Raw genomic sequence first — 15,780 nt, forward strand, 5'->3', positions numbered from 1 at the left:
CTGTCGGGGACAGCGGGTTACTCAACGCGGGCCGATCCCGGGCCGGCCCGGACGTCCGATGTCGATGCCGCCGCCGGGCGGTGGCCCTGGGTCGATCCCGATGTCGAGATCCCAGTCGGAGTCGCAATACCAGTCGTATTCGCAGGGGTAGGGCACGACTGGCCCGGAAAATCCGGGCCCGCTTCCGCCGTCGGCGCCACGGACTTCCCCTTGCGCGCACACGGTGACGCCATTGGCATTGGTGCATTCGGCGGCGGCGGGGGGTGCGCCGGCGATGGCGATCGGCACGGCCGTGGTGCCCAGGGCTGCGAGCAAGAAACGGTACAGGACTGACATTGCCCGCCTTCCGCCGGTACTCCTTGACGCTTGTGAGCGTAAAGGACGTGAACAGAAAATTCGCAGGTTCTTCCGGCAAGCTGAACAGCGGAGCCGCAATGTATTTGGCTTCGAAAACAAGTGACGGGCCGTCCAACCGGACTGGTGTGTGCTTGGATGAAGCCACCAACTATCTGGCGTCCGGTTTCGCCACGGGAGGTCTGATGTCGTCGAGTGAGCATGCATGGACCACGCCGGCAGCCAAGGCCATTCCGAAAGAGGGCTATTTCGAGCTAGAGCGTGGTCGGTATGGACCGATCTATCCCAAGACCCCGGCCTGCTATGGATTCTCCATCATCGCCAAGGTGAAGGAGGGGCGTGAGGAAGCGATCCGCGCCTACGGCAAGCAGATCGAAGAGGCGATCGCCGCCAGTCCCGATGTTCTCGCCCCGCTTCGGCTCCACTACTTACGATGGCAGCTTTTCGATGTGGGGTCCGGACTGCATTTCCAGTACCAGGGCATCTTCGACACCGACTTCGACAAGTACACCGAGGATGCGGTGGCGCTGTTCAGCCAGACCGGAATCACCACGGTGTTCACCAACCTGGAGGGTTTTCCGGAGGACTGGAAGGAGAACCCGCAGGCGTTCGTGGAGTTCGTCCGCGCACATCAGTGCCCCAGCTTTCTCGAGTACGGCGAATACCCTTATGTCACTGCCGAAGAGATCAAAAAGGCGCTGCGGTTGAAGGCGGCCTTCTCCACCGCGCTCGACCAGATGCAATAGGCCGTCGGATGCAGGCCGGCCTGGAGCTCGACGACATTCAGCACATCGTGTTGACCCGAACACCGGCCTTGACGGGCCGTTACGAATTTCTGTCGTTCGACGATGCCGCCGACGGCTGCGGCTGGTTACGTGGGCTGCTGGATCGGGTCGCGTCGGTAACCGAAGCCCGCGATTCGATGGACGGAACCCGCCGCTGGATCAGCCTGGCGTTCACGTGGACTGGGCTGCGCGCGCTGGGCGTGTCCGACGAATCACTGGCGACCTTTCCCGATGAGTTCCGTGAAGGCATGGCAGCGCGGGCTGACATCTTGGGCGATACCGGGATGAACAGCCCGGACCACTGGGTGGGCGGTCTCTCCGGCGCCGACGTGCATGCCATCGCCATACTCTTCGCGCGTGACGCGGACGAACATGCCCGCTGTGTCGGCGAACATGACAAGCACCTGGCCCGTTTCCCGGGTGTTCGGAGCCTTTCCCATCTTGATCTCAACGCGAATCCACCCTTCAACTACGCACACGATCACTTCGGCTTCCGGGATCGGCTGTCACAGCCGGCAGTCAAGGGCGCCGGTGAGGAGCCCACGCCGGGTTCCGGTCCGGCGCTGGAGCCGGGGGAGTTCATTCTGGGTTATCCCGACGAGAACGGTCCCCCCACCGGCCTACCCCAGCCGGAGGTGTTGTCGCACAACGGAAGCTATCTGGCCTACCGGCGGCTGCGTGAGCACGTCGGGGCGTTCCGTGATTTCTTGCGCGCCAACGCCGACACGGCCGACGCTCAGGAGCTGCTTGCCGCGAAACTAATGGGCCGCTGGCGCAGCGGGGCTCCGCTGGTGCTGGCACCGCAACGGGATGACCCCCAGCTGGGTGCAGATCCGATGCGCAACAACGACTTCAACTACAAGGAAATGGACCCGCACGGCTACGCTGTCCCGCTCGGTTCCCACGCGCGGCGGCTGAATCCACGCGATACCGCGCACAACATGAACCGCCACAGGATGATCCGCCGTGGCGCGACCTACGGCCCGGCCCTGCCGGACGATGAGTCAGATGACGGTCTGGATCGCGGCATCGCCGCATTCATCATCTGTGCCAGCCTGGTTCGGCAATTCGAGTTCGCCCAGAACGTGTGGATCAACGATGCGTCGTTCCACGAGCTGGGCAACGAGCATGACCCGATCTGCGGAACGCAAGACGGCACCCTCGACTTCACGGTGCCGCGTCGGCCGATCCGCAAGGTGTTCAAAGGCCTGCCCGCGTTCACCACGGTGTTGGGCGGTGCCTACTTCTTCCTCCCCGGAATCAACGCGCTGCGACACCTTGCGGACGGCCAGGCATGAGCATCCTCAGACGGGCGCGTACCTACAACCAGAGCCACGTGGCACGACCGCATTCCGGTGGGCGACGGATCAGCATCTACTGGACGTGGAGCTATCCCTGGGAATCCCAACGCAGCTCTGCCGAGATGTACAACCGGTTCTCCACCATGACCGAAGTGCGCAACGCGTTGTGGCCGGCGTACGAGACGCCCGACTATGACGCAGCGAACTTCCTGCAGGGCGTGGCGGGAACGTTGGAGCTGTTCCACCGCTCCACCCTGGCGTTCCAGGAACTCGCCGAGGAGGTCACCGGACACCCGGTCGCGGTCTTCCAGCGCATCGACCAGGCGGGTTACCGGCTCGGTATCGACGAACGAATCCTGGACGACACTGACACCCTGATGGTGTTCGGCCTCGACCACCTGCCGTCCGGGCAGGAAGCCGCGACAGCGGAGATCGCCGCGCTACGGGCCTGGCTGCAACGTGAGGGCACCTGCCTGGTGCTGGCCCCGCACCACGACGTCGGGTTCACCGACGATCTCGCCCAACGCCAAGTCGAGTACGAGCACCACGGTGATCCGTTGGTGCCGCGCCGGCAACGGTTCGGCGGTTACACCCGATCCCTGATGGCGGCGCTCGACGTACCGGTACGCAACATCTGGGGCCTGCGACCGGCGGTGGCGCCCGGCACCGGCGAGATCGCGCCGTTGACCATGTCGCGAGATCTCGACCGGCTGCGGTTGCTGGACAACGTCACCACGTTCAACTTCCACCCGCACCTGCCGCACTATGAGCTCACGGCGCCCGAAGGTCATGAGCTGCACGTCCTCGGTCGCCAGCGCGTCGACCCGAACCGGCCTCATCCGTTCACCGCGGCCGGCGAAACCGAGCTCAACGCCCTGATCTGGATGCCGCCCGCCGGAGCGCGGGCAGGCAACATCGTCCTGGTCGACTCCACCAACTTCACCACGCTGTTCGGTGGCACCGAAAGCCTCCGAAATTTCTGGCACAACCTGGCCACGATGGTGTGAGGACCGCACGGGTTTGCGCCACGACTAGCATGCACTCCATGACAGCGCCTCCTCGGTCATTCGGTGGCCCCTATTTCGACGACCTGCAGGTCGGACAGGTTTTTGACACCGCGCCATCGATGACGCTGACCGACGGCGCCGCCGCCGTCCATCAGTCGATCCTCGGCGATCGGTTGCGGTTGGCGCTGGATGCCGAACTCGCCGCCGCGGTCACCGGTGAACCGGGTCTGCTGGCGCACCCGGCCCTGGTCTGTGATGTCGCGATCGGGCAGAGCACGTTGGTGACCCAGCGGGTCAAGGCCAACCTTTTCTATCGCGGGTTGGCGTTCCATCGGTGTCCGCGGATCGGTGACACCCTGTACACCCGAACCGAAGTCGTTGGCCTCAAGCAGAATTCGAGTAAACCGGGCCGGGCTCCGACGGGGCTCGCCGCCCTGCGGATGACCACGGTCGACCAGCAGGAGCGCAAGGTCCTCGATTTCTACCGCTGCGCGATGCTGCCGCTGTCCGACGGTGCCGGCGATACCGGCCACGCCGACGACCTGTCGGCGATCGGCGCCGACGCCGCAGCCCCAGACCCCACTGCCGGCTGGGACGGCGAGGTGTTCCGGGCCCGGGTGCCCGGCCCGCATTTCGACCCGGCCCTGGCCGGCACGGTGTTGCACAGCACCGCCGACGTCGTGAGCAGCGCCCCCGAACTGGCCCGGCTGTCCTTGAACATCGCTGCCACCCATCATGACTGGCGTGCCGGCGGGCAGCGTCTGGTGTACGGCGGCCACACGATCGGGCTCGCGCTGGCCCAGGCCAGTCGGTTGCTACCGAACCTGGTGACCGTGCTGGGGTGGGAGTCCTGTGATCACACCGGCCCGGTGCACGAAGGCGATACGTTGTTCAGCGAGTTGCACATCGACTCGGCCGAGGCCGGGGTGCTGAGGTTGCGTTCCCTCGTGTATGCGGCGGGTGGACCCGACGGCTCTGACCGCCAGGTGTTGGACTGGCGGTTCAGCGCACTGCAGTTCTGATGAACGCGTTGGCGATTCCGCGGGCCCTGCTGAGGCAGGCGCAGGCGGTCGCCGACGACTTCGCCGCCCACACCGGTGTCGCGGTCGACGCCACCGAACTGCTGACCGGCCGTGCCGCGCTGTTGGACATCGCGCCCGCCGGGTGGGTGTCGGCGGGCGGGGCGACCCGGTTGCTGCCCACCCGCGACCGATGGTGTGCCCTGACCCTGTCGCGTCCCGACGACGTCGCGATGATTCCGGCGTTGTTGCAGTCGGATTCGGTGGACACCGACCCTTGGCCGGAGATCGGCGCCTGGGCGGCGGACAGCACTGCCGGGCAGCTGGCCGACCGGGCGCGGCTGCTGGGACTGCCGGTGGCCGTTGTCGGTGAGACCGCACCCGCGCCCCCGGTGGTGCGGCCTTCGGGCCCAACGCGGCCGGGCCCGATGGCCGGGTTGTTGGTTGCCGACCTGTCGTCGATGTGGGCCGGGCCGCTGTGCGGGCATCTGCTGGCCCGGGCCGGGGCCACGGTGGTGAAAGTGGAGAGCCGCTCCCGCCCGGACGGTACCCGAGCCGGCGAGCGGGTGTTCTTCGACTGGATGAACGGTGGAAAACTTTCCTACGCCACGGATTTCGATGAGCCCGCTGACCTGGCCGCGTTGCTGGACGTGGCCGATGTCGTGATCGAGGCATCCCGCCCGGCCGCACTGGCCCGGCGCGGTCTGGGACCCGACACCGTTGCGGTGCGGCCCGGGCGGATCTGGCTGCGCATCACCGGGCACGGCACCGAAGGACAGCGGGCCGAGTGGGTGGCGTTCGGCGACGACGCCGCGGTGTCGGGTGGACTGGTCGGATACCGCGATGGCACACCGGTATTCGTCGGTGACGCGATCGCCGATCCGCTCACCGGGTTGCAGGCGGCGGCCACCGCGGTGGCCGCCCGCGCCCGTGGCGGCGGCGAACTGATCGAGTTCTCGATGGCGGCGGTGGCCGCCGGCTACCGCTCACCGGGTGACGAGGTCGAGGTTTCTGCCGTGCCGCCCTCAGTCACGTCGGCCGGTCGGGAACTCGGCGCCGACAATGCCGCCGTGCGCCGATTGGTGGCGCAGCGGAGTGCCGACTCATGCTGATTCGCCGCGCGACGCTGTTGGACGGGACAGTGCACGACATCCGGGTCGGCGAGACCATCGAGCAGGTGGCCGCAGAGCTCGCCGGCCGCCCGGGCGAACGCGTCCTCGACGCCGCGTTCGGTACCGTCATCCCGGGCTTGCACGATCACCATCTGCACGTGTACTCCGCTGCCGCTGAACAGGATTCGATTCGGGTCGGCCCGGCCGAGGTGCGTGATGAGGCCGGGCTGGCGCGGGCGCTGGGCACCGCGGCGGTGGGCCCGGATGGCTGGATCCGCGCCGTGGCCTATCACAATGCGGTGGCCGGTCCGCTGGACCGACGACTGCTGGACCGGTTGTCTCCCGATGTCCCGGTGCGGGTGCAACATCGCAGCGGGGTGGTGTGGACACTGAACTCGGCGGGGCTCGTCGCGCTGGGGTTGGCCGACCACCCGGACGGGATTCTGCGTAGCGCGGACCACACCTGGTCGGACGCGGTGCAGCGGCGGCCCGCGGCAGTCGCACAGTTCAGTGCCCGGCTCGCCGGTTACGGCGTCACTGGCATCACGGATGCCACGCCGGACCTGCAGTCCGAAGACCGGCCGGTCGGGCTGCGGCAACGCGTGCACTACCTGGCGCCGGGCAAGCGAATCCTGCACGACGACGGGCTCGACCTCGACGGGCTGTCGGCGTGGATCGCGCAGCGGCACCGGGCCGGCAGCCCGGTGGCCGTGCACTGCGTGACCGCCGCGCAACTCGTCGTCACCGTCGCCGCCCTGCGTGCCGTCGGCACCCACCCCGGCGACCGGATCGAACACGCCGCGATGGTGCCGGCGGACGTCATCGGCGACCTGGTCGCGCTCGGGGTCACGGTGGTGACCCAACCCAACTTCGTGGCCGAGCGCGGCGACGAGTACCGCACCGATGTGCCCCCCGCCGAACAGGACCAGTTGTGGCGGGTGGCCTCGCTGCTGGAAGCCGGGGTCCCGGTGGCGCTGTCCACCGACGCGCCGTTCGGTGCGGCCGATCCGTGGGCGGCGATGCGCGCCGCGGTGCACCGCCGCAGCCCGCGCGGGGTGGTGCTGGGCCCCGCCGAGCAGATATCCGGGGACCGTGCGTTGCAGCTGTTCTTCGGGAGCGCCACTGCTCCGGCCCGGCCGCGGCGCGTCGCCGCCGGAGAACTCGGCGACCTGTGCCTGTTGGCGGCCTCGCCACAGCGGGTACTTGAGGCACTGGACGCCGATCTGGTGGCCGCCACCATCGTCGGCGGGACGGTGGTGTTCGAGCGCTGACGGCGGGCGGGTGTGGGGACCGCCCCGATGTGGGTATATCTGCGCCATGACGCGCATGGACCAGAGCGCGGCGCCGCTGCTCGACGCGCTGTACGACTACCACCATTCCAACCGGTACGGCTTTTCACCGCCCGGGCATCGCCAGGGGCGCGGGGTCGATCAGCGGGTGTTGAACGTTCTGGGTCGCGAACCGTTCTTCAGTGATCTGCTGGCCAGCGGTGGTCTCGACGACCGCCGGATGCGCAACGGCTACCTGCAGCAGGCCGAGGATCTGATGGCCGAGGCGGTGGGAGCCGAGGCGGCCTGGTTCTCGACCTGCGGCAGTTCGTTGTCGGTGAAGGCGGCGATGATGGCCGTGGCCGGGTGCGACGGCAGCCTGCTGCTGAGCCGGGACAGCCACAAGTCGGTGGTGGCCGGGTTGATCTTCTCGGGCCTGCGGCCGCGCTGGATAACTCCGCAGTGGGATGCCGACCGGCACCTGTCGCACCCGCCGTCGCCGCAGCAGGTGGAGGAGGGCTGGCGACGACACCCGGATGCCGCGGCAGCGTTGATCGTCAGCCCCAGCCCCTACGGCACCTGTGCCGACATCGAGGGCATCGCGGACGTCTGCCACGTCCGGGGCAAGCCGCTGATCGTCGACGAGGCCTGGGGCGCGCATCTGCCGTTCCACGAGGACCTGCCGACCTGGGCGATGAACGCCGGCGCCGACGTGTGCGTGGTGAGCGTGCACAAGATGGGCGCCGGATTTGAGCAGTTATCTGGGGTCAGATTCTGATGTTTACTGTTGTTCCCGCTGAGGCGATCTGATCTAGTCGGGCCTGATCGGAAACAGGTTAGGCTGTTGGTGTTTCCGGTTAGGGGTTGGTTGGTGCGTTCTGGTTGACGCGACGATTCAGGAGCCCATCATTCCGCGGCCGCCCATCATCGGGCCCATCATGGCGGGCATGCCGTCGGTGACGAAGCCGGTGACTTCGTGTGCGTGGGCGCGGATGGTGTTGGTGAGCTCGGGGTCGGAGGAGGTCTCGGTGGCGATAACTCCGTTAGGTGTCAGTGTGATTCGCCGCTGGTAGTCGGTTGCATGGCGGAACAGGGTGGGCAGGCTTTGACTCATGCAGCTCACTTCGGCGCCTTGGTCGAGATGCTGATACATCGAGGAGACGTGGGCGTGCAGTTGCGCGACGAGATCGGGGGCGTCGGATTCGGTGGTGGTACGGATGCCTCCGGGGATGTTTTCCACGGTGCGGCGCAGTTCGGTGTGGCGGGCGAACATGGTCATGTAGCGATCCATGTCGGTGCCGGAGACTCCGCCCATCATGCCGGGACCGTTGGCGTTCCCGGTGGGCATGCGAATACTGTTGGTGCGCAACAGGTATCCCAGTGCGGCGATCGCCCCTGCCCCACTGAGTAGGGCAAGTGCGGCGCGTCTGGTGAATTCGGTCATGTGCGGCTGCTTTCGTGATGGTGTCCCGCTCGGACCCCTTGGCTGCAGGGCAGGTCAGGTGGCAGGGGTTTTGTGGGCGACGACGCGTTCGACGAGGCCGAGTGTGAACCGCTCACGATGGTCGATCGCGAGGTCGGTCGCGGCCCGCAGGTGCTCTAGGGGGCGACGTAGGAAGTGTTCGCCGCCGAGGGGAATGGTGAATAGTTCGAGGCCCCGCTGCACGGCTCGGACTGGGGCGGTGCTGCTGCGGATGTGGTCGACGAGGATGAGTTTTCCGCCGGGGCGCAGGACTCGGGTCATTTCGGTGAGGGCTTGGGTGTGGTCGGGGATGGCGCAGAGCCCGAAGGTGCAGACGACGGTGTCGAAGCTGGCATCGTCGAACGGCAGGTGATGCGCGTCGGCTTGTTGCAGGGTGGCGGGGTGACCGAGGTCGGCGGCGCGTTGGCGGGCGATGTCGAGCATCTGCTGGCTCCAGTCGATCCCGGTCAGGGTGACGTTCTCGGGGTAGAAGGCAAGGTTGAGTCCGGTGCCGATCGCGACCTCCAGGACGTCGCCGGTGGCTTGGCTGCAGACCCATTGGCGGGAGTCGCCGAACAGGTGGCGGTCGAAGAACCCGATCTCACGGTCATAGGTGCGAGATTTCTTGTCCCAGTACCGGTTCCAGCGGGCGGTGCGATCATCGGTGGGCATGGTTCACCTCGCGTCGGCGGTCAGACGGTCAGGCGGCGTCCGATGTAGGGAACGAACCGGCCGACAGCCCCACAGTAGTCCCGGTAGGCCTGGCCGTGGATGGTGTTGAGGTAGGGCTCTTCGACCACTCGTACCTGCAGTTCGATCGTGGCCCACAAGACGGCGAAGGCGGCCAGGGCAAGCGGGTTTGGGGTGATCAGGGTGATGCCGGCGGCGAAGATCAGCATGGCGGTGAAGATGGGGTTGCGTACCAGCGCGAACACGCCGTGGCGCACCAATGTGGTTGTTTCGCTGGGGTCCACTCCGATGCGCCACGATGGGCCCATGTCGCGTTGGGCGTGGACGGTGGCGGCGATCCCGGCGACGGCCAGCACTATGCCGGTGGTCTGGATCCACGGCGCATCAAGCACGGCCATCGGGGTGAGGATGTCGAGCAGTTGCAGCAGGGGCGCGGCCGCCCCGGCGAGGATGGCGGCGATGAATCCGACACCGGCCAACCATTGCAGCGACCCGGGCCGACCGTGGATGCCGCGGAATCCGGTGGATCCGGTGTGGCGGTATTGGGTCCAACTGCGCCAGCCGAACCCTAAGACGGCAAAGATCACGTAGAAGATGAGCGCGGTGGCGGGCATGGGTGAAACCTCCTGGCCGGGACTGGGATAGGTGCCGATGTGGAGATGGGCGTTAAAGCCGATGGACGTGGGACGGCGCGGTTAGTTCTCGGCGAGCGCTTGATCAAGGGCCTTGGCGAGGTCTTCATAGCTGTGCGGTTGGATGCGGGTGCCGTTGAGGAAAAACGTCGGCGTGCCCTGCACCCCCAAGGCCCGGCCGTCGGCCATGTCGAGCCGGATGCGCTCCAGCGTGGCGGGATCGGCGTAGGCCGCGTCGAAAGCGGCCATATCCAGGCCGAGTTCTGCTGCGAATCCACGGAATACGTCATCGGCCGGGGTTTGCTTTTCACCCCACTGAGCCTGGGTGTCATACATTTTGCGATACACCGCCTCCAGCTGGCCCTGCTGGGCGGCGGCTTCCACGGCCCGGGCGGCCCGCTCGGCGTTGACGTGCGCTGGCAGCGGGAAGTGGCGGATCACGAAATTCACCCGGTCCCCGTATTCAGCCCGCAACTTTTCGATCTCCGGGTAAACCGCGCGGCAACCCTCACATTCGAAGTCGAGAAACTCCACGAACGTCACCTTGCTCTCAGGCACCGAGTTGAGCCGGTGACTGTTCTCCCGCACCACCTGCCCGATCTCGCTGGTATCGGACTGCGCTGGGGCGGTCGAGTCACGGTCGCGCACCGACAGGTAGACCAGCGCACCGATCGCCATCGCGGCGATGACGAACGCGGTGAGCAACATGCGGCTGGCGCGCGCCATTCAGATACCTCTTTCGTGGGATCGGCGGCTATATCGCATGGCATCGATGTTGGCGAGGTTGACCGATCAATAGCATTGGACGCTATCATCGTTATGTGGCGATGAAAAGTGGTTCGGTCGATCCCGCGGTGTGCGGGAATGTGGATGCGGCGACGGCGTTGTTTCACAGCCTCTCGGATGCGACCCGGTTGGCGATCCTGCGCCGCCTGGCGGGTGGTGAGGCCCGGGTGGTGGATCTGACGGGCGAGTTGGGGTTGGCGCAGTCGACGGTGTCGGCGCATCTGGCCTGCCTGCGTGACTGCGGGTTGGTGGATTTCCGGCCGCAGGGCCGCGCCTCGGTGTATCGGCTGGCCCGCCCGGAGCTGCTGGAGATGTTGCGCGCGGCCGAGGCGGTGCTGGAGGCCACCGGCAACGCGGTGGCGTTGTGCCCCAACTACGGCCTCCCCGATCAGCGGAAGAAGGTTGCTCGATGAGTGAGGCGTGTGGCTGCGGCAGCGACGAACGTAGCGACGACGAGCACGAACCCGAACGGCTCTGGGAGATCACCGAACTGCGCGCCGCCGCGGTGGCGGGTGTGGTGCTGCTGGCCGGGTATGTGGTCGGCGGGGCCGGCGGGCCCCGCCCGGTCGAAATCGGGTTGTATGCGCTGGCGTTGGCGATCGGGGCCTACACGTTCGTGCCCTCGACGCTGCGCCGGCTGACCCAAGGCAAGATCGGGGTCGGCACGCTGATGACGATCGCCGCGGTCGGCGCAGTGATCCTCGGCGAGGTCGGCGAGGCCGCCATGCTGGCGTTCCTGTTCTCCATCAGCGAAGGTCTCGAAGAATACTCGCTGGCCCGCACCCGCCGCGGCCTGCGCGCCCTGTTGTCGCTGGTGCCCGATGAGGCCACCGTCCTGCGCGACGGCGCCGAAACCATCATCCCGCCAAGCGAATTGCGGGTGGGTGACCGGATGCTGGTCAAACCCGGTGAACGCGTCGCCACCGACGGGGTCATCGTCTCAGGCCGTACCGCGCTGGATGTTTCGGCGATCACCGGCGAATCCGTGCCGGTGGAGGCCGGGCCCGGTGATGAGGTGTTCGCCGGGTCGATCAACGGCACCGGGGTGCTCGAGGTCGAGGTCACCAGCAGCGCCGCCGACAACTCGCTGGCCCGCATTGTGGCCATCGTGGAGGCCGAGCAGTCCCGCAAGGGCGAAGCCCAGCGCCTGGCCGACCGCATCGCCAAACCCCTGGTCCCGACGATCATGATCGCCGGCGTCCTCATCGCGGCCATCGGCAGCGTGTTGGGTGATCCGCTGGTGTGGATCGAACGCGCCCTGGTGGTGCTGGTGGCGGCCTCCCCATGCGCGCTGGCGATCTCGGTGCCGGTCACCGTGGTCGCCGCGATCGGCGCGGCCAGCAAGCTCGGCGTCCTGGTCAAGGGCGGCGCGGCGCTGGAAGCCCTGGGCGCGGTCCGCACCGTGGCGCTGGATAAGACCGGCACATTGACTGCCAACAAGCCCACCGTCATCGACGTCGCCACCACCAACGGCGCCACCCGCGAGCATGTGCTGGAGGTCGCGGCGGCGTTGGAGGCCCGCAGCGAACACCCCCTGGCTGCAGCGATCCTCGCCGCCGCCGAGGGCCCGGTCCGACCCGCCGAGGAGGTGGAGGCGGTCACCGGCGCCGGCCTCACCGGGTATCGCGACGGCCGCCGGTTGCGGCTCGGTCGGCCCGGCTGGCTCGATCCCGGCCCGCTGGCCGAACAGGTCGCCAAGATGCAGGCCGCCGGGGCGACCGCGGTGCTGGTCGAAGACAACGGTCAGGTCATTGGGGCGGTCGCGGTGCGTGACGAACTACGGCCCGAAGCCGCCCGGGTCGTCGAGGCGTTACGCCGTGGGGGTTATCAGGTGGCGATGCTGACCGGTGACAACCAAGCGACCGCGACCGCCCTGGCCAAGCAGGTGGGGATCGATACGGTGCATGCTGATCTGCGGCCCGAAGACAAGGCCGCGCTGATTAGTCAACTGCGCCAACATTCCTCGACGGCCATGGTCGGTGACGGCGTCAACGACGCCCCCGCCCTGGCCACCGCAGACCTCGGCATCGCCATGGGCGCAATGGGCACCGACGTGGCGATCGAAACCGCCGACGTCGCCCTCATGGGTGAAGACCTGCGCCACCTCACCCAAGCCTTCGCCCACGCCCGCCGTGCCCGGCGCATCATGCTGCAAAACGTCGGCCTCTCACTGGGCCTGATCACGGTACTCATTCCGCTCGCCCTCACCGGGATGCTGGGGTTGGCCGCGGTCGTCGCCGTGCACGAACTCGCCGAAATCGTCGTCATCGCCAACGGGGTCCGCGCCGGACGCACCAAACCCCTCCGGGGCGCCATCATCGAAACCGGAACCGACTCCCACCGGCTGGCACACACCCGCACCCAGGAAACCACGACAGCCAGTTGAACTCGGGGCGCAACAGGATCACGTCACAGCCAAGAGGGGTCGGCCGAGCAACGGGGTGAAACCCCGGATCGATCAGGTCAACGGTGTCGCACTCCGCAGCGCCGCCAGCACGCGATCCCTGGTCGGAAGGTCCAATCGGCATGCATCAGCTGCCAACTCAGTGCCCGGCTTCATGATATCCACACCATCAACGAGCACCGTCGGCGATGGATATGCACCGACCCTTTCCACCACCACATCGTCAGCGATACCCACCTCAGACAGACACTCGGCGAGCAAGCGCCGAGCCGCCGCCGCATTCGGACACCCCGGGCTCGTGAGAAGCTCCACACGCATACATCCAGCTTCGCTCAACCCGCGCGAGTTCTGCACGCCTCCAGGCGGGGCCAACTGACACCGCCCAGGCGGAGCCAATTTAGGTTGACATAGGCACGGTGCACGAAATCGTCGTCATCGCCAACGGTGTGCGCGCCGGACGCACCACACCACTGGCCGCTGGTGCCACGACCGAAGCGCCGACGGCGGCTGCAACGCACACATAGGCCCACCACCAGTGGTGGCGCTGCTGGCTGACGCTGGCCTGACCGCTCAGCGGGCGCTATGCGCGAAGCCAGTCCCATGCGGGTTCGAGTTGATCGCGTGGAAACGTCTTCAGTTGACCGCGGATGAGCAGTGCCGCGGGTATTTTGACGCACCATTCTTCCCATTTCGGGGCGCCCAGCATGGCGATCTTGTCGAAGTGACGTCGATGTTTGAGGTCGAAGATCGTGTTGGCCCAGGCCGCGGGAAGGGTCCAGCCTTCAAAGGATTCGTCGATCAGGATCAGCACCCGCAACGTGGTGTACTGCTCCAGAAGGGAGTCGATTCGTGGGCCGAGCACGTCGCGGTAGGTTTGCCGGTTCAGCTTGCCGCTGAACCGGATTCCGACGACATTGCCGGTGCTGCAGGACAGGAACTCGATCACAGCATGCCCCTCCTGGGGAAGTGTCAGTGCGCGCGTGGGCCGTACATGATCACGGCGACGCCGGCCAGGCAGACCAGGGCGCCGATGATGTCCCAGCGGTCGGGTCGAAACCCGTCCAGCGCCATGCCCCAGGCCAGTGAGCCGGCGACGAACACGCCGCCGTAGGCGGCCAGGATCCGGCCGAAATGCGCATCCGGCTGCAGGGTGGCGACAAACCCGTAGATTCCGAGTGCGATGACGCCGAGCCCGGCCCATAGCCAGCCGCGTTGCTCGCGCACACCTTGCCAGATCAGCCACGCGCCTCCGATTTCGGCGACCGCGGCCAACACGAACAACAGGATTGAACGGATCACCATGGTGATGACCCTAGGAGACCTGGCCGGGCACTGGGGCCGCTGCCGGCTGTGATCGTCGGCACCGGCAACTGGTGTTCGTGTTCGGACGAGTGCACTGGCAGGTGTCGGCTCCGCGTCGGCGGTAGGCGCGGATCTGTGACACGACCACCCCGACGACTCCGACGGCGATGAGCGCGAATCCGAGTGGCTCTAGCCACCGGGAACCGACGAGCAGCATGCCACCGCCGGCGATGCCGGCCGCGGCCAGCAGTGGCACGACCACACAGCAGCCCACACATGCCAGCGCCCCGACGCCGATCGATGCCCACCACGCCTTGCGGGCGCGGTCGTCAGCAGCAGCCACCGGTGCCGCCTTTCGTCTCGTTGTCGGGTTCTGCGGTGAATGGTAGTGGGCAGCAGGGGCTTTCGGCGCAGGCGAGGAGGTCGTCACAGCCCGCGGCGAGCGCAGCACGCAGCGTGTCGCGCACGGCGGTAAGTTCGGCGAGCTTCTGGTCGACCTCGGCCAGTTTGGTGGCCGCCCGGGTGTGTAGTCCGGCCTCGGAGCGGCTACCGAGTCGGGTGGCGGCCAACAGGTCGGCGACTTCGTCGAGGGTGAAGCCCAACCGTTGCGCGGCCTTGATCACCCGCATCATGGTCACGGTTTCCGGTGGGTATAGGCGGTGTCCACCCAGTGATCGCTGCGGCTGGCGCAGCAGGCCGCGTCGCTCGTAGTAGCGCAGCGTCTCGGTGTTGACCCCGGCTGCGGCCGCGACCTGCCCGCTGCGCAATCCGCTGTCGCTCACCGCGTCTGCCCCGTCGTCATGTCACCGATCCGCTGTGCGAGGGCGTCGAGCACGTCGGTGTGCGACGGGGGAACGCCGATGCTTATCACCACATCCGAACCGGCCGTGTCGAAGTCGAAGCGGAAAAACGAGCAGCAGCCGACTTCGCGTGCCGCCAGGTCGCGGGCAGCGGCCTCGGCGTCGGCGGCCAGCACAAGATCCAACCGTGTGGCACTCACCCGTACCGACCGCAGCACCGATTGACCGAATAGCCCGTCGAACTCGGCCACCCGCAACGGCCGATCAACCGTGGGTAACGAGCACGAATCGGGCACCCAACCCGTAGTTTCCTCGCTGGCCATACGTCGACGATAAACCCGTACCTAGGTACGGAATGCAACCCTCAATCGGTGGCGAACGGCAGCGGGGTGGCCCTCAACCGTCTCGGCGGTCGGATTGTGTTGACTGGCCGGCGGGTGGTGCGGCCGCGGTGGACAAGTTGGCGGCCAGGGCCTGGACGCGCGTGGTGATGTCGTCGCGGATGATTCGCATGCGGTCGATGCCGTCGATGCCGCGCAGGGAGGGTTCGTCGGTGTCCCACCGTTGGATGGTGGTGCCGGGATGGTCCTCGAGTTGGGCTTGGGTGCCGACGATGACGACCAGATCGGCCTCGTCGAGCATCTGCTCGGTGAGTTGGGTGGGCTGATGGTCGCTGATGTCGACGCCGACTTCGGCCAATGCCTGCACCGATTGTTGGTTGACTGCACCCTTGGCGTGGGTGCCCGCCGAGGTCACGCGGATGTGCGGGCCGGCGATCTGCCGCATGAGCCCGGCGGCCATCACCGACTTGCCGGCGTTACTGACGCAGACGAACAACACGGATCTGTCGGCCATATC

The 15,780-nt window shown here is 67.1% G+C and carries 19 protein-coding genes and 1 pseudogene; 9 read left to right on the forward strand and 11 right to left on the reverse strand.

Annotation, left to right across the window (positions count from 1 at the left end):
* Window positions 1–21: 21 nt before the first annotated feature.
* Window positions 22–336: a hypothetical protein gene (locus FR943_RS00855; RefSeq protein WP_217154432.1), complete on the reverse strand. Its 315-nt coding sequence runs from the start codon at window positions 334–336 to the stop codon at window positions 22–24.
* Between the two features lie 203 nt (window positions 337–539).
* Between FR943_RS00855 and FR943_RS00860 the strand changes: the two genes are divergently transcribed.
* The 7 genes and pseudogenes from FR943_RS00860 to FR943_RS00890 form a co-directional block, all read left to right on the forward strand.
* Entirely contained in the window at window positions 540–1,100 is a 561-nt protein-coding gene (locus FR943_RS00860; RefSeq protein WP_217154731.1) for a hypothetical protein, read from the forward strand.
* Window positions 1,101–1,108: 8 nt separating this feature from the next.
* Entirely contained in the window at window positions 1,109–2,437 is a 1,329-nt protein-coding gene (locus FR943_RS00865) for a Dyp-type peroxidase (RefSeq protein ID WP_217154433.1), read from the forward strand.
* Window positions 2,434–3,447: a hypothetical protein gene (locus FR943_RS00870; RefSeq protein WP_217154434.1), complete on the forward strand. Its 1,014-nt coding sequence runs from the start codon at window positions 2,434–2,436 to the stop codon at window positions 3,445–3,447. The genes FR943_RS00865 and FR943_RS00870 overlap by 4 nt, the downstream gene beginning before the upstream one ends.
* A 38-nt stretch (window positions 3,448–3,485) precedes the next feature.
* Window positions 3,486–4,469 carry a MaoC family dehydratase gene (locus tag FR943_RS00875; protein ID WP_217154435.1) on the forward strand — a complete coding sequence of 328 codons (984 nt, stop codon included), beginning with the start codon at window positions 3,486–3,488 and terminating at the stop codon, window positions 4,467–4,469.
* Window positions 4,469–5,578, forward strand: a complete 1,110-nt coding sequence (locus FR943_RS00880; RefSeq protein ID WP_217154436.1) for a CoA transferase — start codon at window positions 4,469–4,471, stop codon at window positions 5,576–5,578. Before FR943_RS00875 ends, FR943_RS00880 begins: the two co-directional genes overlap by 1 nt.
* Window positions 5,572–6,849 carry an amidohydrolase family protein gene (locus FR943_RS00885; protein ID WP_217154437.1) on the forward strand — a complete coding sequence of 426 codons (1,278 nt, stop codon included), beginning with the start codon at window positions 5,572–5,574 and terminating at the stop codon, window positions 6,847–6,849. Before FR943_RS00880 ends, FR943_RS00885 begins: the two co-directional genes overlap by 7 nt.
* Before the next feature lie 55 nt (window positions 6,850–6,904).
* Window positions 6,905–7,603 (forward strand): annotated as a pseudogene (locus FR943_RS00890) (aminotransferase class I/II-fold pyridoxal phosphate-dependent enzyme); the annotation flags it as partial.
* Window positions 7,604–7,741: 138 nt separating this feature from the next.
* Here the strand turns inward: FR943_RS00890 and FR943_RS00895 are convergent.
* The 4 genes from FR943_RS00895 to FR943_RS00910 all read right to left on the reverse strand — a co-directional run bounded on the left by FR943_RS00895 (window position 7,742) and on the right by FR943_RS00910 (window position 10,356).
* Complete coding sequence (locus FR943_RS00895) at window positions 7,742–8,290, reverse strand: hypothetical protein (RefSeq protein ID WP_036432564.1); 549 nt, start codon at window positions 8,288–8,290, stop codon at window positions 7,742–7,744.
* A gap of 54 nt (window positions 8,291–8,344) precedes the next feature.
* Window positions 8,345–8,980 (reverse strand): class I SAM-dependent methyltransferase, encoded by a 636-nt coding sequence (locus tag FR943_RS00900; RefSeq protein ID WP_036432566.1) that lies wholly within the window; start codon window positions 8,978–8,980, stop codon window positions 8,345–8,347.
* A gap of 20 nt (window positions 8,981–9,000) precedes the next feature.
* Entirely contained in the window at window positions 9,001–9,612 is a 612-nt protein-coding gene (locus tag FR943_RS00905; protein ID WP_036432568.1) for a methyltransferase family protein, read from the reverse strand.
* 81 nt (window positions 9,613–9,693) lie between these two features.
* Window positions 9,694–10,356 (reverse strand): DsbA family protein, encoded by a 663-nt coding sequence (locus FR943_RS00910; RefSeq protein WP_036432571.1) that lies wholly within the window; start codon window positions 10,354–10,356, stop codon window positions 9,694–9,696.
* A gap of 101 nt (window positions 10,357–10,457) precedes the next feature.
* Between FR943_RS00910 and FR943_RS00915 the strand changes: the two genes are divergently transcribed.
* Together FR943_RS00915 and FR943_RS00920 are read left to right on the forward strand one after the other, a co-directional pair.
* A complete protein-coding gene (locus FR943_RS00915) occupies window positions 10,458–10,829 on the forward strand; it encodes an ArsR/SmtB family transcription factor (RefSeq protein WP_047036712.1) in 372 nt (123 codons plus the stop codon).
* The gene (locus FR943_RS00920; RefSeq protein WP_036432573.1) at window positions 10,826–12,802 is read left to right on the forward strand and encodes a heavy metal translocating P-type ATPase; all 1,977 of its coding nucleotides are present in this window, start codon (window positions 10,826–10,828) and stop codon (window positions 12,800–12,802) included. Before FR943_RS00915 ends, FR943_RS00920 begins: the two co-directional genes overlap by 4 nt.
* Window positions 12,803–13,400: 598 nt before the next feature.
* Here FR943_RS00920 and FR943_RS00925 read toward each other — a convergent pair.
* The 6 genes from FR943_RS00925 to FR943_RS00950 form a co-directional block, all read right to left on the reverse strand.
* Window positions 13,401–13,766, reverse strand: a complete 366-nt coding sequence (locus FR943_RS00925) for a SpoIIAA family protein (protein WP_036432576.1) — start codon at window positions 13,764–13,766, stop codon at window positions 13,401–13,403.
* A gap of 23 nt (window positions 13,767–13,789) precedes the next feature.
* Window positions 13,790–14,122 carry a YnfA family protein gene (locus tag FR943_RS00930; RefSeq protein ID WP_036432578.1) on the reverse strand — a complete coding sequence of 111 codons (333 nt, stop codon included), beginning with the start codon at window positions 14,120–14,122 and terminating at the stop codon, window positions 13,790–13,792.
* A gap of 10 nt (window positions 14,123–14,132) precedes the next feature.
* On the reverse strand, window positions 14,133–14,465 hold the full coding sequence (locus tag FR943_RS00935; RefSeq protein WP_036432580.1) for a hypothetical protein: 333 nt from the start codon (window positions 14,463–14,465) through the stop codon (window positions 14,133–14,135).
* Entirely contained in the window at window positions 14,452–14,904 is a 453-nt protein-coding gene (locus FR943_RS00940) for a MerR family transcriptional regulator (RefSeq protein ID WP_036432581.1), read from the reverse strand. Before FR943_RS00940 ends, FR943_RS00935 begins: the two co-directional genes overlap by 14 nt.
* The gene (locus tag FR943_RS00945) at window positions 14,901–15,245 is read right to left on the reverse strand and encodes a hypothetical protein (RefSeq protein WP_036432584.1); all 345 of its coding nucleotides are present in this window, start codon (window positions 15,243–15,245) and stop codon (window positions 14,901–14,903) included. The genes FR943_RS00940 and FR943_RS00945 overlap by 4 nt, the downstream gene beginning before the upstream one ends.
* A gap of 73 nt (window positions 15,246–15,318) precedes the next feature.
* Window positions 15,319–15,777: an arsenate-mycothiol transferase ArsC gene (locus FR943_RS00950; protein WP_036432587.1), complete on the reverse strand. Its 459-nt coding sequence runs from the start codon at window positions 15,775–15,777 to the stop codon at window positions 15,319–15,321.
* Window positions 15,778–15,780: the final 3 nt, after the last annotated feature.

The organism is [Mycobacterium] fortunisiensis (assembly GCF_019050325.1).
GTDB classification, from domain to species: domain Bacteria; phylum Actinomycetota; class Actinomycetes; order Mycobacteriales; family Mycobacteriaceae; genus Mycobacterium; species Mycobacterium fortunisiensis.